This is a genomic window from Streptomyces sp. NPDC006435 (genome assembly GCF_040612315.1).
Lineage (GTDB): Bacteria > Actinomycetota > Actinomycetes > Streptomycetales > Streptomycetaceae > Streptomyces.
Window position 1 is genome coordinate 68,074 of the sequence record NZ_JBEXPY010000023.1, and the last position, 20,680, is coordinate 88,753.

Genomic DNA, 20,680 nt, shown 5'->3' on the forward strand with positions numbered 1-20,680 from the left:
CCGTCCTGGACGGCCAGGGCCCGGGGCCGGGCCGCGGGCGTCATCGGCGGACGACGTCGAAGACGTTCTTCTGCAGGCCGTTGGAGTACGCCTCGTGCTCGACGAGCCGCAGCTTCTGGGTGTCCTTGTCGGTGCCGCTGAACAGGCGCTTGCCCGCGCCGAGCAGCAGGGGGAAGACGAGCAGGTGGTAGCGGTCGATCAGGCCGGCGTCCGAGAGGTTCCGGTTGAGGGTGGCGCTGCCGTGGACGATGATCGGGCCGCCCTCGGTCTCCTTCAGGGCGGCGATCTCGTCGAGCGAGCGCAGGATCGTGGTCTCGCCCCAATTGGGGACCAGGTCGCCCTCGGTGAGGGTGGTGGAGACGACGTACTTCGGCATCTGCCGGTAGCCGGCGAAGTCCGCCATGTCCGGCCAGACCGGGCTGAACGCCTGGTAGCTGACCCGGCCCAGCAGCAGCGCGGTGGCCTCCTCCTGCTCACGGCCCTTGATCTCGAACGCCTCCGGGACGAACTCCATGTCCTTGAAGGTCCACCCCGAGTTCCGGTATCCGGGCTCCCCGCCCGGGGCCTCCACGACGCCGTCGAGCGAGACGAAGGCGGTGCTGATCAGGGTGCGCATCTGGGTTCTCCCGAGGTCGTGCGGTGTGTTCGCGGCAGGTCGGACGGTGTCCGTGCGGACCGCCTCGCGGCCGCGGTGCACCAACCATCGCCCATATGACTGCGGATCGCCGAGAAACTCATCGGACTTCGCACAGCTGTGGCAGAAGGAGGCCGGTCGGTCCGTCCGCGCGGGGGCGTCCGGGCGATCCGGTGGGGCCGCCCATCGCGATCCGGCCCTCGTGACCGGCGGGTCGGACCCGTTCGGTCTTCCCGCAGCAGCGTTCCGCGGCGCGCGTGCCCGGACTCACGTCATGGGCGTGAATTCGGGCAGGGTGAGGGCCGAATGGGCAGGTCGTCCCTCCGCGAAGGGCGTGGCGCCGAGATTGCGCAACATGTCGTTGCGCTGCTCCAGGGCCCCGGCGGTGGTCGGGAAGAGCATGGCATCGCCCTCGCCGACCTGATCCTGGTTCAGGACCACGAACTCGCGAGTGCCGTGTTCGTAGGCGGCGAAGCCCGCGGCGTGGTCCCGGCCGGCCAGGGAACCGGCGAGCATGTACGCACCGACGAGCGCGAGGCTGGAGCCCTGCCCGGTGAGGAACGAGGGCGCGTACGCGGCGTCGCCGACCAGCGCGACCCTGCCCCTGGACCAGCGGGGCATGCGGATCTGGCCGACCCCGTCGAAGAAAAGGTCATCCGCGTCGCGCATGGCGGCGAGCATGCCCGGGACCTCCCATCCCGCGTCGGCGAAGACCGCGGTGACCAGGTCCCGTTGGGCCTCCGGGTCACGGAACGCGTCGAACGGCGGTTCCGGCCGGGCGAAGTTCAGGAAGGCGTGGACCTCGTCGTTGTCGTCCCCCACGGCGTAGAGCGTCGCGGCCCTGCCCGGGGCGCTCCACATCACGGTCTCGCGGAGGAGCCCGAAGGTGTTGCGCATGGTGAACCCGGCGAAGCAGTAGCCGAGGTACCGGTGGAACTGCTCCTCGGGGCCGAACACGGACTCGCGGGTGCGCGAGTGCAGACCGTCCGCACCGAACACCATGTCGAACGTGCGCCTGCCGCCCCCGCGGAAGACGACGTCGACCCCGTGGCCGGACCGGTCTAGGGTGTCGATGGAGTCGTCGAACAAGAACTCCACGTCGTCACGGACCGCCGCGTGGAGGGCGTCGGTCAGATCCCCGCGCCGTACTTCCAGGTCCCGCCCCGCGACGCCGCCGGTGACGGCGTGCGGGGCGACCGAGGCCACCTCGCCGCCGTCCCCGTCGAGGAAGGTCAGCCGGCGCAGGTCGATGTGCGCGTCCCGAAGCCGCGGCAGGATTCCCATCCTCCGGACGACCTCGAGTGCGGTGCCGCGCACGTCGACGGGGTAACCACCGCCACGAAGCGTGCCCGCCCGCTCGACCACCGTGACCGCGAATCCGTGGCGGTTCAGCCAGAACGCGAGGGCGGGCCCCGCGATGCCGGCCCCGGACACCAGGACCTCGCGCCCCGGTGCGGTACGGGCACCCCTCGACGGACCGGTGCGGCTCATTCCTCGACTCCTTTGCTCATGGTGCGGACGACGAGCAGGGACAGCGCCGTGACGGCGCCGGCCATGACGAAGCCGGTGACGAAGGCCGATTCGGCCGGGACATCCGAACCGGAAGGGGTTCTGGCGGTGAGGAGCGCGCCGCTGATCTGTGTCCCCACGGCGTAGCCGAGCACGCGCGTCACCAGGACCAGGCCGGTGGCGATGCCGGTGTCGCCCTGATCGACGGCTGTGGCGGTGCCGGTCACCATCGCGGTGACGCACAGGCCGTTGGCGAGCGCGATCAGCGCCTTGCCGACGACGAGGTGCCAGACCTCGGTGTGCACGGCCGCCAGGGCGATCAGGGCGGCGACCATGATGACGACCCCGGTGGTGACCACGGCGCGCGAGCCGAAACGCCGCGCTCCGATCCCGCCGATCGGCCCGGCCAGCGACGCGGCCACGGCGCCGGGCAGCAGGAAGAAGCCGATCGCGGTGGCGTCGGCCCCGAAGCCGTACTCGTCGGCGGGCACCGCGAACAGTTGCGGGACGAGAAGGACCGCCACCGAGGTGCCGACGCAGATCACGAACGTCAGCACGCACGACTTCCACACCGTGGGCCGTGCCAGCATGCGCAGATCGACCATCGGCGAGGCCGCACGACGCTCGACGGCCGTCCATCCGGTCACGAAGGCGGCCAGGGCGACGAGGAGGCCTCCGAGCACGAGTGGCCGCGAGCCGATGTCGGGCGCCAGCACGAGCACGAGCATGAGCGTGACCAGCGTCCCGCTCAGGAGGACCAGGCCGGGCCAGTCGACGCCGGTACCGTCCGAACGGGCCGGCGGGTCATGCGGCATCAGCCTGTTCACCAGCACGGTGGCCCCGATGACCGCGATCGTCGGCAGCGCGAACATCCAGTGCCGGGACAGCCCTTCCGCCACGGGCCCGGCCGACAGTGTTCCCACCATCCCGCCCCCCACGAACAACCCGCTGACCACCCCGATGGCCACCTTCGACTCTCCCGCGGGGAGGTGTTCGCGCACGAGGACGAACGACAGGGGCAGCGCGCCCACCATCGCTCCCTGCAGTACCTGACCGAGCAGCAGCACCGGCAGGTTCGGCGCCAGGGCGGACACCAGACCACCGGCGCAGACCACCGTCATCAGCCGGATCAGGACCCGTTTTCCGCCGTAGCGGTCGCCGAACCCGCCTGCGACCGGTGTGACGAGCGCGCCGGTCATGAGGAGCACGACGCTGAGTAACGCGCCTTCGGCGGGGCTCATGTCCAGCTCGCGCTGCAGGAGCGGGAGCGTCGGTGTCACCACCGATTCCAGGGCGCCGGTGGCGACCGCCAGCATGCCGAGGGCCCCGACAGCTGCCTTCCCGATCCCGATGCGGGCCGGGGGAGCCTGAGTTGTGGTCATGGACGTCCTTTCCGTCGTTGCCGGGCGGGGAGGAGACCGGCCGTACGCGTGGTGTTGCCGCCCTGCCGGGCCCGGCGCGGACACGGCGGCCGTTGGCGCGGGCGCGGGGTGCAGGGTGCTCTGTGGACAGGTCCGAGGCCGTCCGGCGGGGTGAACCCGGGGAAGCGGTGCCCGAGGTGGCTCATGCGTGGCTCCGCCGGACGGAGCGGGTGCACGAGTGCGGCACCCGCCGAGCCAGTATTACACTACACCGTGCAGTGTAGGAAGGTTAGGATGTGCCCATGCCGACCATGAAGACGCCGACCACGAAGACGCTGCGCGAGGGGTCCGCGCGGAAGCGGGCCGCAATCCTCCTGGCGGCCCGGGAGCTGTTCCTCGCCGACGGCTTCGACCGGTCCAGCGTCGACGCGGTCGCCGCCCGGGCCGAGGTGTCCAAGCGGACGGTCTACGACTACTTCGGCGACAAACGGACGCTGCTGCGGGCAGTCGTCGATGACATCGGCCGGTCACTGGTCACCACGGTCCGGCGCACCCTCGACGAGACCCTCACCGTCCCCACCGGGGCCGCCGGCCTGGAGGACGCCCTGGTCACGTTCTCGATGCGCATCGCGACCGACATGCTCGACTCGGCGGAGTACGCGACGCTGCGACGACTGGTCCGGGCGGAATCCGGCAACCTGCCGCACCGGGGCTACAACTCCATGGCCGACACCCCCGACGAGGCGCTCGCCGAGCGGCTCGCCGCCTTCGCCGGGGCCGGGCTGCTCGACGTCCCCGACCCCCGACTCGCTGCCGACCAGTTCCTCGCGCTGACCTTCGGCGTCGCGCTGGACAGGCTCGGTTCCGCGAATGCGGCGGAGGACGCCCGCGTCCGACCGCTCGTCGTCGAGGGAGTGCGGACCTTTCTCCGGGCGTACCGGACCGCGTAGGCCCCCGACCTCGACGACAGGGGCCCTGCACCGCGACGTGCTCGCGGTGCAGGGCCCCTGTCGTCGAGGTCCGGGTGCCTCGAACCGGCCGGGTGCTTCGAACCGGTCGGTTATCCGAACTGGCCGACCTTGTAGTCGCCGGCCGGCTGCTGGTTGATGACGTTCAGCCGGTTGAAGGCGTTGATGAGGGCGATGAGCGACAGCAGGGCGGCGAGCTGGTCCTCGTCGTAGTGCTTGGCCGCGTTCGCCCAGGCCTCGTCCGTGACGCCACCGGCGGCGTCGGCGATGCGGGTGCCCTGCTCCGCCAGTTCCAGGGCGGCGCGCTCGGCGTCGGTGAAGACCGTGGCCTCGCGCCAGGTGGCGACCAGGTTGAGGCGGGTCGGGGTCTCCCCGATGTGGGCGGCTTCCTTGGTGTGCATGTCGGTGCAGAAGGCGCAGCCGTTGATCTGGCTGGCCCGGATCTCGATCAGGTGCTGTGTGGTGGCCGGCAGCGTCGAGTCCGCGATCACCTTGCCCGCCGAGACGACGTGCCTCAGGAACTTGGTCGCGACCGGGTTTTCGAAGAGGTTCAGACGGGCGTCCATGGTGAACTCCTTGCCGTTTCGATGACTACACCTCCTTGACGGAACGGCCCGGCAGGTTGTGACAGGGGTGGATGTGACCTGCGTCTCTTCGGGGTACGGCGAGGGTACGGGCATGGGCACGGGCCCCGTACCCGCGCGCCGGATCACCGGGGGGCGGGGGCGGCCCCCGGGGCCCTGGCCGTGATCAGCAGCCCGGCGAGCAGGCTCGCGAGCAGGGTGAGGGCGGCCGTCCACCAGAGGGCGACGGAGTAACTGTCCACGATCGCCTCGTTCAGCTCCTTCACGGCGGTGGCCAACGCCTCGGGAAGACCCTGCGGGCTGAGGGGATAGCCGGACTCGGCCGCCGCGGCCAGCTGCGGGGGAACGTTCGTCGCGCCGCTCAGCCGGGTGGAGACCGCCGAGGCGAGGACCGTGCCGAGCAGGGGCGTGGCGATCCAGCAGCCCAGCTGCTGGGCCGCGTGGACCACCGCCGAGGTCCCGCCGGAACCCCGGGCGGTGATTCCGTCGGTCACGGTGGTGAGGAGCGGGGTGAGGGCCAGACCGGCGCCGAAGCCGATGAGGACGGTGCCGGGCAGTATCCGGGCGGTGTACGTGCTGTCGGCGTCGAGGCCGGCCAGGACCGCGAGCCCGGCCGCTGCCAGCAGCAGCCCCGGCGCGATCAGGACGCCGGGCGCCAGCCGGTGGCGCAGGCGGGCGGAGACCTGGGTGGCGACGACGGCCGCACCGGCCATGGGCAGCAGGGTCAGTCCGATCCGGCCGGGGGAGTATTCGAGGGCGCCCTGCAGGTACCTGGTCAGGATCAGGATCACGGCGAACGTTCCCAGCCCGAGGGAAGCCAGGGCGAGGAGGGCGCCGAGGCGGTTGCGGTCCATGAGGAAGGACTGCGGGAGGAGCGAGCCGGACGACCCGGTCTGCCACTTCACGAAGGCCGCCAGCAGAAGGACACCGGCGGCGAGGAGCAGCAGGGTCGGGAGGTCGGTCCAGCCGCCCGACGTGGTCATGTCGGGTCCGTGCTCCACCCGGGCCCGGTCGAGACCGAGGACGAGGGCGAGGAGCGCGCCTGAACCGAGCAGCAGGCCCGGCAGGTCGAGACGGGCGGAGGTGCGCGCCGGGTGGTCGTGCACCAGGGCGGCCGCGCCGATCACGACGAGCACGGCGACCGCGGCAGCGGCGAACAGGCATATGCGCCAGCTCAGGTTCTCGAACAGCCAGCTGTTCACGAACAAGCCGAACGCCAGACCGCCGCCGAGGACCGCGGCGTAGATCCCGAAGGCCCTGCCGCGTTCCTTCGGATCGGTGAAGTCGGTGGACACCAGGGCCAGCGACGACGACGAGAGCAGCGCGGCGAACGCGCCCTGCAGCGCGTTGGCGCCGATGAGCAGGCCGGAGGAGGGGGCCAGGCCGCCGATCGCGCACGCCGCCGCGAAACCGGCCGCACCGATGACCAGCGCGCGTTTGCGGCCCAGGAGATCGGTGACGTGCCCGCCGAGCAGCAGCAGTCCACCGAAGGCCAGCGCGTGGGCGACGGAGATCGAGCCCATGTCGTCGGCGGAAAGGTTCATGTCGGCGGCGATGGCCGGCAGCGCCATGGTCGTGATCGTGACGCCGGTCAGCACCAGCAGCTGCGCCAGTACGGCCACCCCCAGCCCCCACCACCGCTGGGGGTGCGGAGCCGGGGCACCCACCGGGGCGTGGGATTTCGAGTAGCCGCCCGGTGACGGGCGATGGTCCGCGGGTGCCGTCGGGGCCGACGCCGTCGGGGCCGACGCCGTCGGGGTGTACGCGGGCGGCGGCGGGAGCGGCAGGGACGGGGCGGGATGCCCGGACGGGGCCGGGACGCGCGGGTCCGCCGGGGCGGTCCTCGTCTCGGGGGCGAAGTCCAGCAACTGCGCGGCATGACGACCGAGTTGGGCGAGCACCGAACCGGGCAGCCATTCGCCGTCGGAGTCGGCAGCCGTGCGGGCGGCCACGTCGGCGGGGGTGGGCCGCTGCGCCGGGTCCTTGTGCAGACAGGCGCGCACGAGGTCGACGAGCGACTCCGGTACGCCGGTCAGGTCCGGCTCCTCCTCCGCGATCCGGAAGAGGTGCGCGCTCAGACCGATTCCCGTGGCGCCGAACAGGAGGCGGCCGGTGGAGGCGTACACGAGGACGGCACCCAGGCAGAACACATCGCTGGCCGGGGTGAGTTCGAGGCCGCGCACCTGCTCGGGCGACATGAAGCCGGGGGAGCCGATGAGCATTCCGGTACGGGTGTGCAGGCTGTCCCCGGCGAGGCCGTCCATGGCCCGCGCGATGCCGAAGTCGATGACCCGGGGGCCGTCCACCGTCACCAGTACGTTGGACGGCTTCAGGTCGCGGTGGATCAGGCCCGCCCCGTGGACCGACTGCAGGGCCGCCGCGAGACGGTTGGCGAGGGTGCGCACCGAATGCTCGGGCAGCGGACCGAAGTCCTCGGCGACCACGGTGGTCAGGTCGGGCCCGGGGATGTACTGGGTCGCCACCCAGGGCACCGGTGCCTCGGTGTCGGCGTCGAGCACGGCCGCCGTCCACGTCCCGCCCACCCGCCGGGCCGCGGCCACCTCGCGCGCGAATCGTTTGCGGAATTCCGGGTGCTGGGCGTGTTCGGCCTGCACCACTTTCACGGCCACGGTCCGTCCGGCTTCCGAGCGGCCGAGGTACACCAGGCCCATGCCGCCGGCGCCCAGGCGGGCTATCAGGCGGTAGGGGCCTATGTGCGTCGGGTCTTCGGTGATCAACTGGTCCACGGCAATAAGGTAGTTGAGGTGTCCGAGCCGTGATGGCGAGTCGCGGCGAACCGCCGGTGCGCGCCGATGGAGGTTGTGGTGGAGGGACTGCAGGCCGGCGATCCGCGGACGGTGGGGCCGTACCGGTTGCTGAAGCGGCTGGGCGAGGGCGGGATGGGGCAGGTGTTCCTCGGCCGTTCCCGCGGCGGCCGGCTCGTGGCGGTGAAGGTGGTGCGCGCGGAACTGGCGGCGGACCCGCAGTTCCGTCGCCGGTTCGCCCGCGAGGTCGAGGCCGCACGCCAGGTCGGGGGCTTCTACACCGCGCAGGTGGTGGACGCCGATCCGCTGGCGGACGCGCCGTGGCTGGTCACCGCCTACATACCCGGCCCCTCGCTCCGGGAGGCGGTCCGGCACCACGGGCGGTTCCCGGTACCGGCGCTGGAACGGCTGGCGGCCGGTCTGGCGGAGGGGCTGGCGGCGGTGCACGCCTGCAAGATGGTGCACCGCGACCTCAAGCCCGGCAATGTGCTCCTGGCCGCCGACGGGCCGCGGCTGATCGATTTCGGGATCGCGCGGGCGGCGGACGAAACCCAGCTCACCCGGACCGGCCTGATGATCGGCACGCCCGGTTTCATGGCCCCCGAGCACGTGGTCCGCAACGAGGCGGGTCCCCCGGCGGACGTGTTCGCGCTCGGCGGGGTGCTGGTCTACGCGGCGACGGGCGCCGGTCCGTTCGGCGAGGGGGCGCCGCACGCGGTCAACTACCGTTCCGTCCACGAGGATCCGGACCTGACGGGGCTGCCCGCGAGCCTCCTCCCGCTGGTCGCCGACTGCCTCGCGAAGGACCCGGGGGACCGGCCGACGGTGTCGGAGATCCTCGACCGGGTCCCCGTGCCGGACGACTCCGGGCCGTCGTGGCTCCCGGCCCCCGTGGTCACGATGATCGCCGACCGGGACGTCGCGACCGTGACCGGCTCCGGCTCCGCCGTGCGCGAGGCGGGCCCGGGGAGCGGCAGCGGGAGCGGTTCCGGCTCCGGTGATCCGGGTGTCGGGCCCGGTGGCGGTTCCGGCCCCGTCGGCCGGGACGTTGAGTCCGGCAGCGGTTCCGGTGGGCGGGACGGTGCGAGGGACGACAGGCGGCATGGTGCGCGGGACTCCGGGGCCGTGCGGGACGAGAGACCGGACCGGGACGACGGGCCGGACCGGGACGCGGCCGAGGCCCGGCGGGCCGAACGCGCCGGGCGCGAGGCGCGGACCCGGGAGCAGGAGCGTGGGCGTTCGAGGGAGCGGGCCCGGAAACTGCTGGTGCGGGCCGAGGAGGTCGGCCGCCAGATCTCCGGCACGGACGAACTCGCCCGGACGCTGGCACACCTCGCGGCCGCAGTCCTCCCGGCCGACCCGAACCGGGGCGGTCGTCTCGCCCAGGAGGCCGAGGGGTACGCACGCGCGCTGCCGGACCCCCTGACCCGGGTCCGGACCCTGGCCGGGACCGCCGCGGAACTGGCCGGCGTCGACCGGGTCCGGGCGATGTCGATGGCCGAGCGGGCCGAGACCACGGCCCGGGAGATCCGCGGCTGGCGGCACCGCAGGACCCGCCGGGAGGCGCTGTGCGTCGCCGCCGAGGGCATGGCCCCGTGCGATCCGGCACGGGCCGAGCGGATGGTCCGGGAGATCGTCGAGGAACCGATGGGCCGGGACGACGCCAAGCTCCTGGCCTCGGTCGCCCGGAAGATGGCCGCCGTGGCGCCGGACCGTGCGGAGCGGATCGCCGTCGGCATGGCCTCGACGGAGCACGCCCGGTACTTCGAACCGGTCCTGGCGGCGGTCGCGGGGGCCCTGGCCGTCAGGGCCCCCGACCGGGCCGAACGGATCGCCCGCGGCCTCTCCGGAGCGGGCGGCCGGGCGGCGGCGCTGCTGTCGCTCGCGCGCGAGTCGGTCCTCGCCGACCCGGCACGGGCCGAGCGGATCGCCCGCAGCCTCTCCGACGGGAACGACCGGGTGCAGGCCCTGAACGAGCTCTGCTCCGTACTGGAGAAGCGGGACCCGGACCGCGCCGAGCGGATCGCCCGCAGCCTGCCCGGCGAGGGCGACCGGGTGGGGGCCCTGTTCTCGCTCGCGTACGAGCTGGTCCCCGTGGACCCGGACCGGGCGGAGCGGATGGTCCGCGACCTTCCCCGCGAGGGGGACTGGGCGGAGGAGCGGCTGAACGTCGTCGTGCGGTTCCTGGACGTCGATCCCGACCGGGCCGAGCGGATCGCCCGCGACATCCCCGCCGACCAGGCGGACGTACGCGTCGAGGCGATGGTGGCCGTCGGGCGGGAGCTGGTCCGGAGCGACCCGGGCCGGGCGGGACGGATCTTCCGGGAGGCCGAGCGGATCGCCCGGGAACACGCGGGACCGGGGGAGGACGGATGGGCCGGGGCGATCGCCGCCATGGCCCTGGTCGACACCGACCCGGCACGGGCCAGGGACATCGCGGACGGCATCACCGACCCGAAACGGCGCCTGGACGTCCTGTGCTCCGTGGCCGACGCACTGCTGCCCGCGGCGCCCGGACAGGCCGCGGAACTCGTCGCCGACTGCCTGCGGACGGCCCCGGCCGGTCCCGGCGCGGACACGTGGTACTCGATGGCGTACACCGTGGAGCAGGTGGTGCGGGAGGTGCCGCGGCGGACGGCCCAGGACCTGGCGGCCCAACTGGCGGGATTCGCCACCGAGATCCGGCACGAGTACCGGCTGTACATCCTGAGCTCGATCGCGGACATGCTGGCCGACGTCGCCCCGGAGAGCGCGGCCGTGGTCGCCTTCGAGGCGCTGCACACCGCCCGGAGCGAGAACAACGGCGACGAGCACAACGTCTACTCCAAGCACCCCCTGCTGGTGCTGGCGCTGATCGACGCCCGGCAGGCCGCCCATCTGGCCGTCGAACCCCCGATCGCCGACGGGGCCGACCGGGTCCTGGCGGGGTTCGTGCGGGTCATGGTGGAGAAGGCGGCCGAACACGCCGAGAACGCCGGGTAGCGCGCCGGGCGCCGGGACCGGCACCCGGCGCCCTGGTCGGCCGGCTCAGTCCGCCGGGCGCAGCGGGGCGCTCGCCACGCCCTTCTCGCGGCCGCTGAGCTCGGCGTCCAGGGTTTCCTGGGCCATGCGCATCGACTCGACGTACTTCGGCTCCGACATCCGCTTCCAGGTCTCGTCCGGCGCGACCTGTTCGATGTGGCTGACCACCCACCAGATGTTGCCGAACGGGTCCCGCACCCGGCCGCCGCGATCCCCCCACGCGGCATCGGCGGCCTCGGTTACCACCCGCGCCCCGTGGGCGACGGCGGCGGCCATGGCGGCGTCCGCGTCGGGGACGTACACCCGCAGCAGCGAAGGCATCACCGGCCAGTCCGACCGCCGGTCGAAGGCCAGTACGGTCGTGTCGCCGATCCGGATCTCGCCGTGGCCGATGCTGCCGTCCTCGACCGGTACCCGCGCGAGCTCCTCGGCACCGAACGCGGCGGTGAGGAAGTCGAACAGGGCACCGGTGTCGTCGGTCACCACCCAGGGGGCGACGGCGGTGCGGCCTTCGGGCACGATGCGGTTCATCGGTCACGTCCTTCCTCGGGGTTCTTCGGGACGTGACGACCATAGGAACCCAATAGGTCGGATCCGGTCCTGTATCGCCGAAGGGGCACGGGACGTGACGGCCGATCAGCCCTTCGGCTGGGTGAAGCGGATGCGGTTGCCGAAGGGGTCGCGAAGACCGCAGTCGGTCCCGTACGGGCGGTCGGTGGGCTCCTCGGTGAACTCGACGCCCCGGCCCAGCAGCGTCTCGTACGTCTTGCGGCAGTCGTCGGTGGTGAGGATGAGCCAGCCGCCCATCGCCCCCTTGGTCACCAGGTCGCGGACCTGCTCCGCCGTCTCCTCGGACATCGCCGGGGCGCCCGGCTTCTCCAGCAGGACCTGGCGCTCGGGGTGGCCGGGGACGCCGACGGCCAGCCAGCGCATGAAACCCATGTCGATGTCGGCGACGACCTCCAGGCCGAGCTTGCCCACGTAGAAGTCGAGGGCCTCGTCCTGGTCGAGGACGTATATCTGCGAGTGCGTGATGGCGTTGAACATGTGCATCACGCTACGGGGCCGTCCCGGGGAAAACTTATCCGGAACTGCTCGATCGGGGAGCGGGCACGAGACAAGGGGTGCGGGAAGGGGGCGCGGGGGAAGCGGTACGGGGCCGGCGGTCAGGCGCTCGGCCGGGTCCACGCCATCGTGAAGCACGTCGGCACGCCCGCGGCCACCGTCTCCTTGCGGTACGTCCGCGGCGACCTGCCGACGATGTCGTGGAAGGTGCGGCTGAACGTCCCCGGGCTGCCGAAGCCGACCTCGAAGCAGATGTCCGTCACGGGGCGGTCGGTCTCCCGCAGCAGGAACATCGCGCGCTCCACCCGGCGGCGCTGCAGGTAGCGGTGCGGCGTCTCGCCGAACGTGGCCCGGAAGGTACGGGCGAAGTGCGCCGGGGACACATGGGCGATCCGGGCCAGGGCGGGGACGTCCAACGGCTGCGCGTAGGCGCGGTCCATCGCGTCCCGGGCCCGGAGCATGCGGCGGTTGGTCTCTTCGGTGGCGCGGCTCACGGCGCCATCACACCACGGCCCCGCCCGGTGTTCCGGGGCGGGGCGTGGTGTGCGGTGCGGGTGCCGGATCAGACGCCGGTGGTGCCGTCGACGATCTCGCGGATGATGTCGAGGTGGCCGTTGTGCCGGGCGGTCTCCTCGATCAGGTGCAGGACGATCCAGCGCAGATCGGGGGACCTGCCGTCCCGGCGCGGACGCTCCGCCGGGGTGTCCAGGTCGTGGGAGGCGACCAGTTCGCGGTAACGGGCGGTCCGTTCCGCGTACAGGGCGAGGACGTCGGCGAGCGGCATGTCCACCGCGATGCGCATCTCGCGGTCGGGGTCCTCGTCCGTCCAGGGGCCCTCGTCCTCCCCGCCGAGAAAGACCACCTCGAACCAGTGGTACTCGACCCAGCTGAGGTGGTTGATCAGCCCGGCGATCGTCATCAGGGGCGAGCCCGGCAGCGGGGCCCGGCGGGCGTCGTCGGGGGAGACGCCCTCGCACTTCGCGCGTGCGGTGTCGCGGGCGTAGTCGAGGAAGGTGGCCAGCTGGGTGCGCTCGTCCCATGCGGGAGGCGAATCGGTGCGTGTCATCGACGTACACCATGGGCGACGGACCGGGGTCTGTCCATCGTATAAACCGGCACCCGCACGGCCCCGGCACCGGCGGCGGGGCACCGGCGTCGGTACCGGGGCCGGGGCCGGGGCCGGGGTCCGGTACCGGACCATTGGGGTCCGCCCTGGGTCCGTGGGCCCACGCCCGCACGGATGAATCTCATTACGCTCATGCGTGACCAATCGTGAGCACACCCGACCCGGCGCCCGTCACGGGCGTCCGTCCGGCGCGCCCGCACGCACGTTGATCTGCACGCTCCACCTGTATCCGTTCATGGGGTGATGTGTCGATGAGTGACGGTTTCTTCTACTCGTACCATCTCGGCTGGAGCCGACCGGACGCCGAGTCCCTCTTCGGCGACCTCGACGCGGCGGGGCTGCGGCTCGCCCACCCCGTCACCAGACGGGTCACGCTTCTCGGTCCGGGGCCCGGCTCCCGGGCCGCTCCGTCCTGGGTGACCCGGGAGCAGCTCGTGCTGCTGGCCGGGCTGCAACGGCTCGACACGGTCGACTTCCTGTTGTGGACGAGCAGCGGCACCGAGGTGCCCTCCCGCGTCTACCGGATGCGGGACGGGGTCGTCGCGCTGGAATTCGGGTTCGGCCTGCTGACCCGGGACGAGCAGGAGGCGGCCGCGCGGGCGATCCGGGAGGCGATAGGGCGGGCCTCCGTGCTCTGCATCGGGTTCGTCGTCGACCGCGAGGGCGCCTCCGTGGCGACGGACTGGAGCAGTGTCGTCATCAACGGGACGGCGTGCTTCGACAGTTGGCCCGACACGCTCGCCGTGCGGCACGAGATCGCCGCGGTGCAGCCGCAGCTGTCCGGGGTGGCCTCCTACGACCAGTCGCCCTGGATGCTGTTCGGCAGCGAGGTCCCCGTGCGGTAGCGGCGGCGGGGCCGACCGGTGTCGACCGGGGTCGGCGGGGTGCCGAGGGGTGTCCCGTTTGTTCCATTGCTCCGCAACTCCCATAAGAATCGGTGACTTTGAGCGTTGCATTGGGCCCTGGGGCCCATGCCCCGAAGGGTGCCGGTGTGGTCGGATGCGTGGAGTGGCTGAACTGTGGCCGCGCACCGGCAAGCTGGGGGACTCGTCGTGTCTGGCACAGGTGGATTCGCGATTGCGGGCGGCGCCGACGGTGGTGGCATCGCCATGACCCGGCAGGGCAGACAGTCCCTGCCGCGACCGCTGCAGGCGGTACTGATCCTCGTCCGGCTGCTCTTCGCGGCCGCGGTGCTGGGCGGTACCGGTGTCCTGACGGTGGCGTCGGCGGTCAACGAGGTCGACGGCCAGCTCTTCGGGCTGCTGCTGTACGCGGCGCTGCCGAGCGTGATCGGTCTCGTGCTGTCGCTCTACGTGCGCACGGGCGGCGTCTGGATCTGGCGCGGCCTGCTCGCCGTGCACGTCTGGTTCATCACAGGGGCGCTGTCGACCCTCGGCAAGGACGGGGGCGGGCGGGGCATCACACAGTTGGTGATCCCCGTTGTCGTCGTTGTCCTGCTGTTCCGGGCGAGTTCCCGCGAGTGGTTCGACCTGAGCCCCGAACAGCGTGCCCCGCACCGGCGGTTCAGCATCGCGCGCATGATCAGGTGGCGCCGTGACGACGCCGGTCAGACCGCGATGGAATACCTGGGCATGGTCCTGGTGGTCGTGGCCCTCATCGCCGGGCTCGTCGTCACGGGCATCGGCGCCCAGATCACCGGCGGCATGCAGGACGCGATCTGCCGGCTGACCGGCAGCGCCTGCCCCGCGCCCGGCGGCGGCGAGGTGGAGGCGGGTCACGGGGCCTCGTCCGGCGGCAGCACGGGTTCGGGCGGGTCCGACGCGGCCGGCGGCACGGACTCCGGGGGCTCGACCACCACCGGCGGATCGGACTCCGGCGGATCGGACTCGGGCGGATCGGACTCGGGTTCCGGCGGCTCGGACACGGCGGGCGGCACCACGACCGGTTCGGGAGGTTCCGGCGGTTCCGGCGGCGCCGACGCGTCGGGCGGCTCCGGGGCGTCGGGCGGTTCGGACGCATCCGGCGGTTCCGGCAGTTCCGGCTCCACCGGCGGCGACACCATCCAGGTCGACGACGGCGGCGACGACGTGGACACCTCGGGAGAGGTGGACGGGGGCGACGTCCCGGACGACGGCGGCGACAACGGCGACGGCGACGACGAGAGCTGCACCTCGGGCATCGGCGCGTTCTTCTCCTGCGCCGCGCACCAGACCGGCGGCTTCTTCGAGGGCCTGATCGGCGACGGCCTGTGGGGCGACATCACGGGCACGATCGACACGATCTTCCACCCCGTCGATGCGTGGAACGGCCTGATGGACTACGGCAAGAGCCTCGGCGACAAGTGGAGTCAGGACTCCAAGGGCGCCGGTGACAAGTGGTCCAAGGGCGACTACCTCGGTGCGATCTGGGACTGGACCAAGGCGTCCGGCGGCACCGGCCTCAAGGTCCTCGACGACATGTTCATCGGCGACGAGGTCCGGGACATGTGGAAGGAGGGCAACGAGGGCCAGGCGATCGGCACCGGTCTCTGGAACATCGGCTCCCTCCTCATCCCGGGGTACGGCGAGGCCAAGCTCATCGGCAAGTTCGGGAAGCTGGGCAAGCTCGGGAAACTCGGCAAGCTGGGCGAGGTCGCCCAGAAGGCGTCGGAGGCCGCGTCCAAGGCGAAGAAGGCCGCCAAGGCGGGCGACGTCGACGCCGCCGAGAAGGCCGCGAAGGAAGCGCGGCAGCACGCCGACGACGCCGCCGAGGAAGCCGGTCTCAAGGGCTGCACCGTCGGCCTGGGCGGCCGCCTGCGGGTCCCGTACGGCGGTGGCACCGCACCGGGTCTGCCCGGAACCGGCACCGGGGTCCTGGCCGGCCCGCGCACGTCCGTGCCCGTCGGGTTCTTCGCGCAGGACTGCGGCGAGGTCGACCCGGAGAAGAAGGCAGCCGCCGAGGAAGCCCAGCGACTGGCCGACGAGGCCGCCGCGGCCGCGAAGGCGGCCAAGCGGAAGAAGGACCTGGAGCGCGCCCAGAACCAGCCGAAGCCGGAGTGGTACAAGGACCTGAAGGACCCGACGACCGGTTCCAAGGACGGCGGCGAGGGCAACTGGCAGGAGATCAAGCCGGGCGTCTGGAGCTACCCGACCGAGATGGGTGCCCGCTACCAGGAGCAGATCTCCAAGGTGGGCCGCGGCAAGGAGTACCGGGTGCCGCTGGACAAACTCACGGGCAAGCCGGTCGACTTCGACGGCTGGGACGCCTCGCGGGGCACCTACCTGGAGGCGAAGTACGGGTACCGGGGCAAGGACTTCTACGACGCCGACACCGGGACGCTCACCCCGAAGGTCGCCGACCGGTGGGCGGACCAGGCCAGTCGGCAGGTCGACGCGGCCCGCGGCAAGCCGGTCGAGTGGCACATGTCCGACCCGGACGTCGCCGAGGCGGCGCGGGAGATGTTCGAGGACCGGGGCATCCCGGTTAAGGTGATCAACACCCCCGGGGACGTGGTCGGCAACTGAGCGCCGGAAGAACGGCGGACAGCGAGCCGAGAACCGAGGATCCAGGACCGGGGCCCGGGCCCCAGGGAGAACGTGTCGTGCTGAACGTCGTGGTGAACGGCCTCTGGGGCCTTCGTGGGGAATCAGTGGCGGACGTCGCCGAGCGCTGGGCCGTGACGTTCGCCGCGCTCAAGGACATGGACGGCTCGACCTTCGACGGGTGGCACGAGGCCGGGGAAGGCAGCCCGTCCGATCCGGTGCTGGAGCCCTCGGCCGCCGCGCTGGCGGAGTACATCGAGCGGGGGAACACGGGCCCCGACCTCGACGTGATCGGCTACACCGCGTCGCTGTGGGCGCGCAACCCCGGTTCGGCGCACGTGTCCCTGGCGATCCACGCGGGCAGCACCTCGCAGTACGCGGGCAACTCCGTCGCGCTCTCCTTCCGTTCGCGCGAGGTGGACGAGACCGCGGAGGTGATCCGCCGCGCCCCGGAGATCCTGCGGCTCCTCGCGGAGCACTGGGAGTTCGACGCGGGCCAGGTGTACGACCGGCCCCAGTACCGGGCGGTGGCCGAGCGGTTCGACCTGAAGAACAGCGACCCCCGCTGCGGCCGGGCGGTCTTCCTCTCCGCCGGCCGGGCCGCCCGCGCCCCCGAGGACCTGCCCGGGACGTACGTCCGCACCGCGCACGACGGTCTGGTCGTCGACCTCACGTGCGGCGGCACGAAGCTCCCGGACATCGACACGGTCATCGGGGCGAACGAGCGGCTGCGGGAGGCCGGGGCGCTGGAGGGGCTTCCGAAGCCGTTCGACCGCGCCACGTTCTGAGGGTCACGGGTCCGTGCACGCCCGGGGGAATGCCCGCGGTCCGTGCACGCCCGGGGTCACGGGCGTACCGTGCCTCAGATCCAGCCCCGCATCGCCGCGAAACCGGCCAGCAGCATCCCCGCGAACGCCCCGAGCATGGGCGTGAACACCGCCGGCATCAGCACCGGCCCCCACGCCTCCGGCCCGGCGATCGTGACCCTGTGCTCCGGGTCGGCCGGGTCGTAACTGACCTGGATTGGCGCCCCGACCTCGAAGCCGAACGGGCCCGGGGCGCGGGCGGTGAACTCGACGTCGCGGCCGTCGCGGGTGCGGAACGCGAAGACGTACTCGGTGGTGTAGCCGCGCTCCGAGCCGGGGCCCCGGTCCACCGTCAGGCGGTCCGTGCACCGGCCCCCGACGCGCTCACCGCGCTGCAGCAGCCGCAGCACCCGGTACAGGCGCAGCGCCGAACGGACCGCGAACGCGCCGAGGAACAGGCCGAACAGCAGCAGGAACGTGGCAGTGCCACCGGGCAGGATCTGCATGAACGGGTGCTCCCGGTCCGTTGCTCGGCCTACTTGACCGAACCAACCTACTCGGCCTACTTGACCGTGATGGAGTCGACGAAGGCGTCGAGGTCCTGCTTGCTCAGCGCGCCCTTCACGGCGTTGATCCGGACGGCGAACGGCACGTCCTCGGAGTCGACACCGGCCACCACGACGCCCGTCATCCGGGTGCCGGGCGCCGGGGTCCCGTCCTTGCCGCTCGACAGGAACTCGTAGTCGATCCGGCGGGCGTCGCGGGCGCCTTCCGGGCCCGCGAGCCGCACGTCCTCGGTGTTCTTGCGGGTCGCCCCGAGACCGATCCCGGCGCCCGCCGCCGCCGCTGCCTCGTCGGCGTCGTCCACCCCCGTGGCGAAGTCGAGCTGGACGGAGACCATGCCGGACCGCACCCCGCCCTCCTTCTTGAGCGCGACGGCGGCGTTGGACTCGGCGCGGTCGGCCTTTGCCTGCTCCTTGTAGCCCTTGTCCTCCGGGTAACCGACGGAGAGGCTCCTGGTGTCGAGTGTGCCCCAGCCCTCCGGGACGGCGGCGGGGTCGCCGCCGCAGCCGGCGAGCAGGGCGAGGCCGATGGCGGCGGCAGCAGCTGCGCCGATCGCCCGGGACATCTTCATCGTCGTCGTCATCGCCTATCGCCTTGTCGTCGTGCGTGGTGGCCGCGGTTACCGGGCACCGTAGCCGGGCCCGGTACCGCCCGTCGCACCGCCGTCGCTACTTCGCGCAGTAGCTGTACGGCAGGTACGAGCGCTTGTCGCCCTGCGGGGCCCCGAGGAACTCCGCGTCCGTCAGCGTCTCCTTCTTGTGCTCGTCGGAGATGGAGAACCCGAGGCTCATGCCGAGCGACACCTCGAAGCCGAACTCCTGGGCGTCCGTCAGGCCGTTGTACTTCATGGAGCTCGACAGGCCGTCCTCGAACATCAGCTGCTCGAAGGGGTCGCCGCCGGTGGGCCGGTCCTGCATGGAGTGGTCGCCGAACATGTACTCGAACGGGGCGGTGTTGTTGCCGGAGCCGTCGAGCCACTGCTCGGCGATGGCCCGCTTGTCCTCGGTGGCCTTGTCCGTGTCCTTGCCGAAGACGATCGAGTTGCTCTGCACCTGGATGCCGGTCTCGCCGGAGGAGTCGGAGCCGCTGACCTTGCCGCCCCGCTTGTCCTTGCCCTTCTCGCCGTTGTCGCCCTTGACCTCGCCCTTGTTGGAGGTGGAACCGCCTTCGAGGGTCTGGGTCATGTCGATGCGGACGATCTTGCCGGTCTTCTGGTCGCGGGTGACGGTGATCGCCCCGGTCCGGTTGTCCTTCACGCCGGCCGTGCCGCCGAGCGGACCGGCCGAACCGCTGACCTTGCCCTCCAGTTCGAGCTTGGCGGTGTACGTGTACGACTCGTTGCCGTTGACGTCGTCCTTGGTGATGGTCACCTCGGGGGAGAACTTCGCCTTGCCGCCGAGCTTCGCGCCCAGCTCGGACTCGTCGCCCGCGCTGATGGAGAGGCCGCCGTCCGCGTACCCGTTGAGGCCGATGGTCGAGTAGGAGATCTTCTTGTTGCCGATCTGGTCCTCGACCTGCTTCTTCTTGTCGGCCCACTTCATTCCGGAGTACCAGCCGCCGCCGTAGCCGCCGCTGTACTTCGTGGAGGTCTCCCACATCTTCATTTCTTCGATGTCGTCGCGCATCTTCTGGGCCTCCTCCTCGCTCTTGAAGACCCAGGTGTCACCGTTGGTGATCTTGATGCCGCCGCCGACGTCCACATCGGCCTTGCCCAGCTTGCCGAGCTTGACGCCGGGGGTGCTGGCGGTGGCGCCGGCCGACGCCGCGTCCGTGAACGTCATGTAGACCAGCTTGTCGTTCTCGTCGACCTTGCCGTCCTCGTTCACGTCCGTGCTGGCCTGGCTGACCTTCTGCTGGAAGCCGTACTCGTTGCCCCACTCGAACCAGCCGATCTTCACCTTGCCGCCGACGGTGTCGGTGATGCTGGAGACCTGGCACATCTTGGGTTCGTAGTCGGCGTCCGTCTTCGGCTTGGCGGTGTTCTCCCCGTTGTTGCCGCCGCCCGTGGAGCAGCCGCCCCCGCCGCCGCCCAGCGCGCTGACCGCGCAGCGGATGCGCTCGCCGATCTGGCCGCCGACGCCCGCCATGGACATCGCGCCGATCAGCGTGACGACGAGGACGACCACCCCCAGGTACTCCATGGCGGTGGCACCGCCGTCCCGCCAGGAGTACGGGTGGTACGGGGCCGGTGCCGGGTCGTCCGCTCGGTCGTCCAGGAGCCGGTCGACGGCCAGTCCGGCCGCCGCGCCGGTCGCCAGCGAGACGATGGGCATCAGCGTGCCCTCGATGTTCATGACGTGCCAGGACACGGCGAGCCCGTAGCCGAGCGCGGCAACCGGCACGCCGAGGGCGGCCGACAGGGACACGAGGCGGGACTCGCGGTGCTCGTCGGGCAGGACGCGGGCGGCGGCCAGCACCGTGAGGACGGTCGTGATGACGTTCGGGACGTGCAGCACCCCCAGCCGCCAGCCGAAGCTGGCCAGCCGCTCCTCGGTGGCCAGCATCTCGACGAGCCCGCGCGACACGAGGTACCCGGCGGCGATGTACACCAGCGCACCGGCGGCCCAGCTGCGGGTCAGAGCGAAGAACACGCCGCCGCTCTGGCCGGAGCCGGCACCCCCGTTCCCCGGCGGTATGCGGCCCGCGCTTCCGCTTCCCCAGCCCCCGCCACCAGTCACGGTTCTCCCTCTCCGACGTCCACTTGCCATGCCCGAGCCCGCAGTTCAACATTTCGGGTTCGAGCGTGAGCGTACGGATGTACGAGCCGGGTGACCTGGGCCCTTGGCCCCAAAGTC

Annotated in this window: 17 protein-coding genes; 5 read left to right on the plus strand and 12 right to left on the minus strand. The window is 72.0% G+C overall.

From position 1 onward, the window contains the following. Positions 1-40: 40 nt before the first annotated feature. From ABZZ04_RS22565 to ABZZ04_RS22575, 3 genes are all read right to left on the minus strand, one after another. A complete protein-coding gene (locus ABZZ04_RS22565) occupies positions 41-616 on the minus strand; it encodes a dihydrofolate reductase family protein (protein ID WP_356933978.1) in 576 nt (191 codons plus the stop codon). Between the two features lie 285 nt (positions 617-901). Then, positions 902-2,125, minus strand: a complete 1,224-nt coding sequence (locus ABZZ04_RS22570) for an FAD-dependent monooxygenase (RefSeq protein WP_356933979.1) — start codon at positions 2,123-2,125, stop codon at positions 902-904. Next, a complete protein-coding gene (locus ABZZ04_RS22575) occupies positions 2,122-3,525 on the minus strand; it encodes an MFS transporter (RefSeq protein WP_356933980.1) in 1,404 nt (467 codons plus the stop codon). Before ABZZ04_RS22575 ends, ABZZ04_RS22570 begins: the two co-directional genes overlap by 4 nt. A 281-nt stretch (positions 3,526-3,806) precedes the next feature. On the opposite strand from ABZZ04_RS22575, the gene ABZZ04_RS22580 reads away from it, so the two are divergent. Then, positions 3,807-4,454, plus strand: a complete 648-nt coding sequence (locus ABZZ04_RS22580; protein ID WP_356933981.1) for a TetR/AcrR family transcriptional regulator — start codon at positions 3,807-3,809, stop codon at positions 4,452-4,454. 110 nt (positions 4,455-4,564) lie between these two features. Here the strand turns inward: ABZZ04_RS22580 and ABZZ04_RS22585 are convergent, their stop codons facing one another. Further along, on the minus strand, positions 4,565-5,038 hold the full coding sequence (locus ABZZ04_RS22585; RefSeq protein ID WP_356933982.1) for a carboxymuconolactone decarboxylase family protein: 474 nt from the start codon (positions 5,036-5,038) through the stop codon (positions 4,565-4,567). A gap of 143 nt (positions 5,039-5,181) precedes the next feature. Then, positions 5,182-7,803, minus strand: coding sequence for a bifunctional serine/threonine protein kinase/MFS transporter (locus ABZZ04_RS22590; RefSeq protein ID WP_356933983.1), 2,622 nt, complete (start codon positions 7,801-7,803; stop codon positions 5,182-5,184). Positions 7,804-7,881: 78 nt separating this feature from the next. Between ABZZ04_RS22590 and ABZZ04_RS22595 the strand changes: the two genes are divergently transcribed. Beyond that, the gene (locus tag ABZZ04_RS22595; protein ID WP_356933984.1) at positions 7,882-10,803 is read left to right on the plus strand and encodes a serine/threonine-protein kinase; all 2,922 of its coding nucleotides are present in this window, start codon (positions 7,882-7,884) and stop codon (positions 10,801-10,803) included. Positions 10,804-10,848: 45 nt separating this feature from the next. Here the strand turns inward: ABZZ04_RS22595 and ABZZ04_RS22600 are convergent, their stop codons facing one another. The 4 genes from ABZZ04_RS22600 to ABZZ04_RS22615 all read right to left on the minus strand — a co-directional run bounded on the left by ABZZ04_RS22600 (position 10,849) and on the right by ABZZ04_RS22615 (position 12,973). Beyond that, complete coding sequence (locus ABZZ04_RS22600; protein WP_356933985.1) at positions 10,849-11,373, minus strand: VOC family protein; 525 nt, start codon at positions 11,371-11,373, stop codon at positions 10,849-10,851. Between the two features lie 105 nt (positions 11,374-11,478). After that, positions 11,479-11,889: a VOC family protein gene (locus tag ABZZ04_RS22605; protein WP_356933986.1), complete on the minus strand. Its 411-nt coding sequence runs from the start codon at positions 11,887-11,889 to the stop codon at positions 11,479-11,481. 119 nt (positions 11,890-12,008) lie between these two features. Continuing rightward, complete coding sequence (locus ABZZ04_RS22610) at positions 12,009-12,401, minus strand: AraC family transcriptional regulator (RefSeq protein ID WP_356933987.1); 393 nt, start codon at positions 12,399-12,401, stop codon at positions 12,009-12,011. Positions 12,402-12,469: 68 nt separating this feature from the next. Beyond that, complete coding sequence (locus tag ABZZ04_RS22615) at positions 12,470-12,973, minus strand: DinB family protein (protein WP_356933988.1); 504 nt, start codon at positions 12,971-12,973, stop codon at positions 12,470-12,472. A 311-nt stretch (positions 12,974-13,284) separates the two neighbouring features. Between ABZZ04_RS22615 and ABZZ04_RS22620 the strand changes: the two genes are divergently transcribed. The 3 genes from ABZZ04_RS22620 (at position 13,285) to ABZZ04_RS22630 (ending at position 17,303) form a co-directional block, all read left to right on the plus strand. Further along, on the plus strand, positions 13,285-13,878 hold the full coding sequence (locus tag ABZZ04_RS22620; RefSeq protein WP_356933989.1) for a hypothetical protein: 594 nt from the start codon (positions 13,285-13,287) through the stop codon (positions 13,876-13,878). 207 nt (positions 13,879-14,085) lie between these two features. Continuing rightward, on the plus strand, positions 14,086-16,497 hold the full coding sequence (locus ABZZ04_RS22625) for a Tox-REase-5 domain-containing protein (protein WP_356933990.1): 2,412 nt from the start codon (positions 14,086-14,088) through the stop codon (positions 16,495-16,497). 77 nt (positions 16,498-16,574) lie between these two features. Then, the gene (locus ABZZ04_RS22630) at positions 16,575-17,303 is read left to right on the plus strand and encodes a hypothetical protein (RefSeq protein WP_356933991.1); all 729 of its coding nucleotides are present in this window, start codon (positions 16,575-16,577) and stop codon (positions 17,301-17,303) included. 74 nt (positions 17,304-17,377) lie between these two features. On the opposite strand, the gene ABZZ04_RS22635 is transcribed toward ABZZ04_RS22630, so the two are convergent. The 3 genes from ABZZ04_RS22635 to ABZZ04_RS22645 form a co-directional block, all read right to left on the minus strand. Further along, on the minus strand, positions 17,378-17,827 hold the full coding sequence (locus tag ABZZ04_RS22635) for a DUF3592 domain-containing protein (RefSeq protein WP_356933992.1): 450 nt from the start codon (positions 17,825-17,827) through the stop codon (positions 17,378-17,380). 56 nt (positions 17,828-17,883) lie between these two features. Next, on the minus strand, positions 17,884-18,468 hold the full coding sequence (locus ABZZ04_RS22640; RefSeq protein WP_356933993.1) for a hypothetical protein: 585 nt from the start codon (positions 18,466-18,468) through the stop codon (positions 17,884-17,886). Between the two features lie 85 nt (positions 18,469-18,553). Then, positions 18,554-20,563 carry a hypothetical protein gene (locus ABZZ04_RS22645; protein ID WP_356933994.1) on the minus strand — a complete coding sequence of 670 codons (2,010 nt, stop codon included), beginning with the start codon at positions 20,561-20,563 and terminating at the stop codon, positions 18,554-18,556. Positions 20,564-20,680 lie beyond the last annotated feature (117 nt).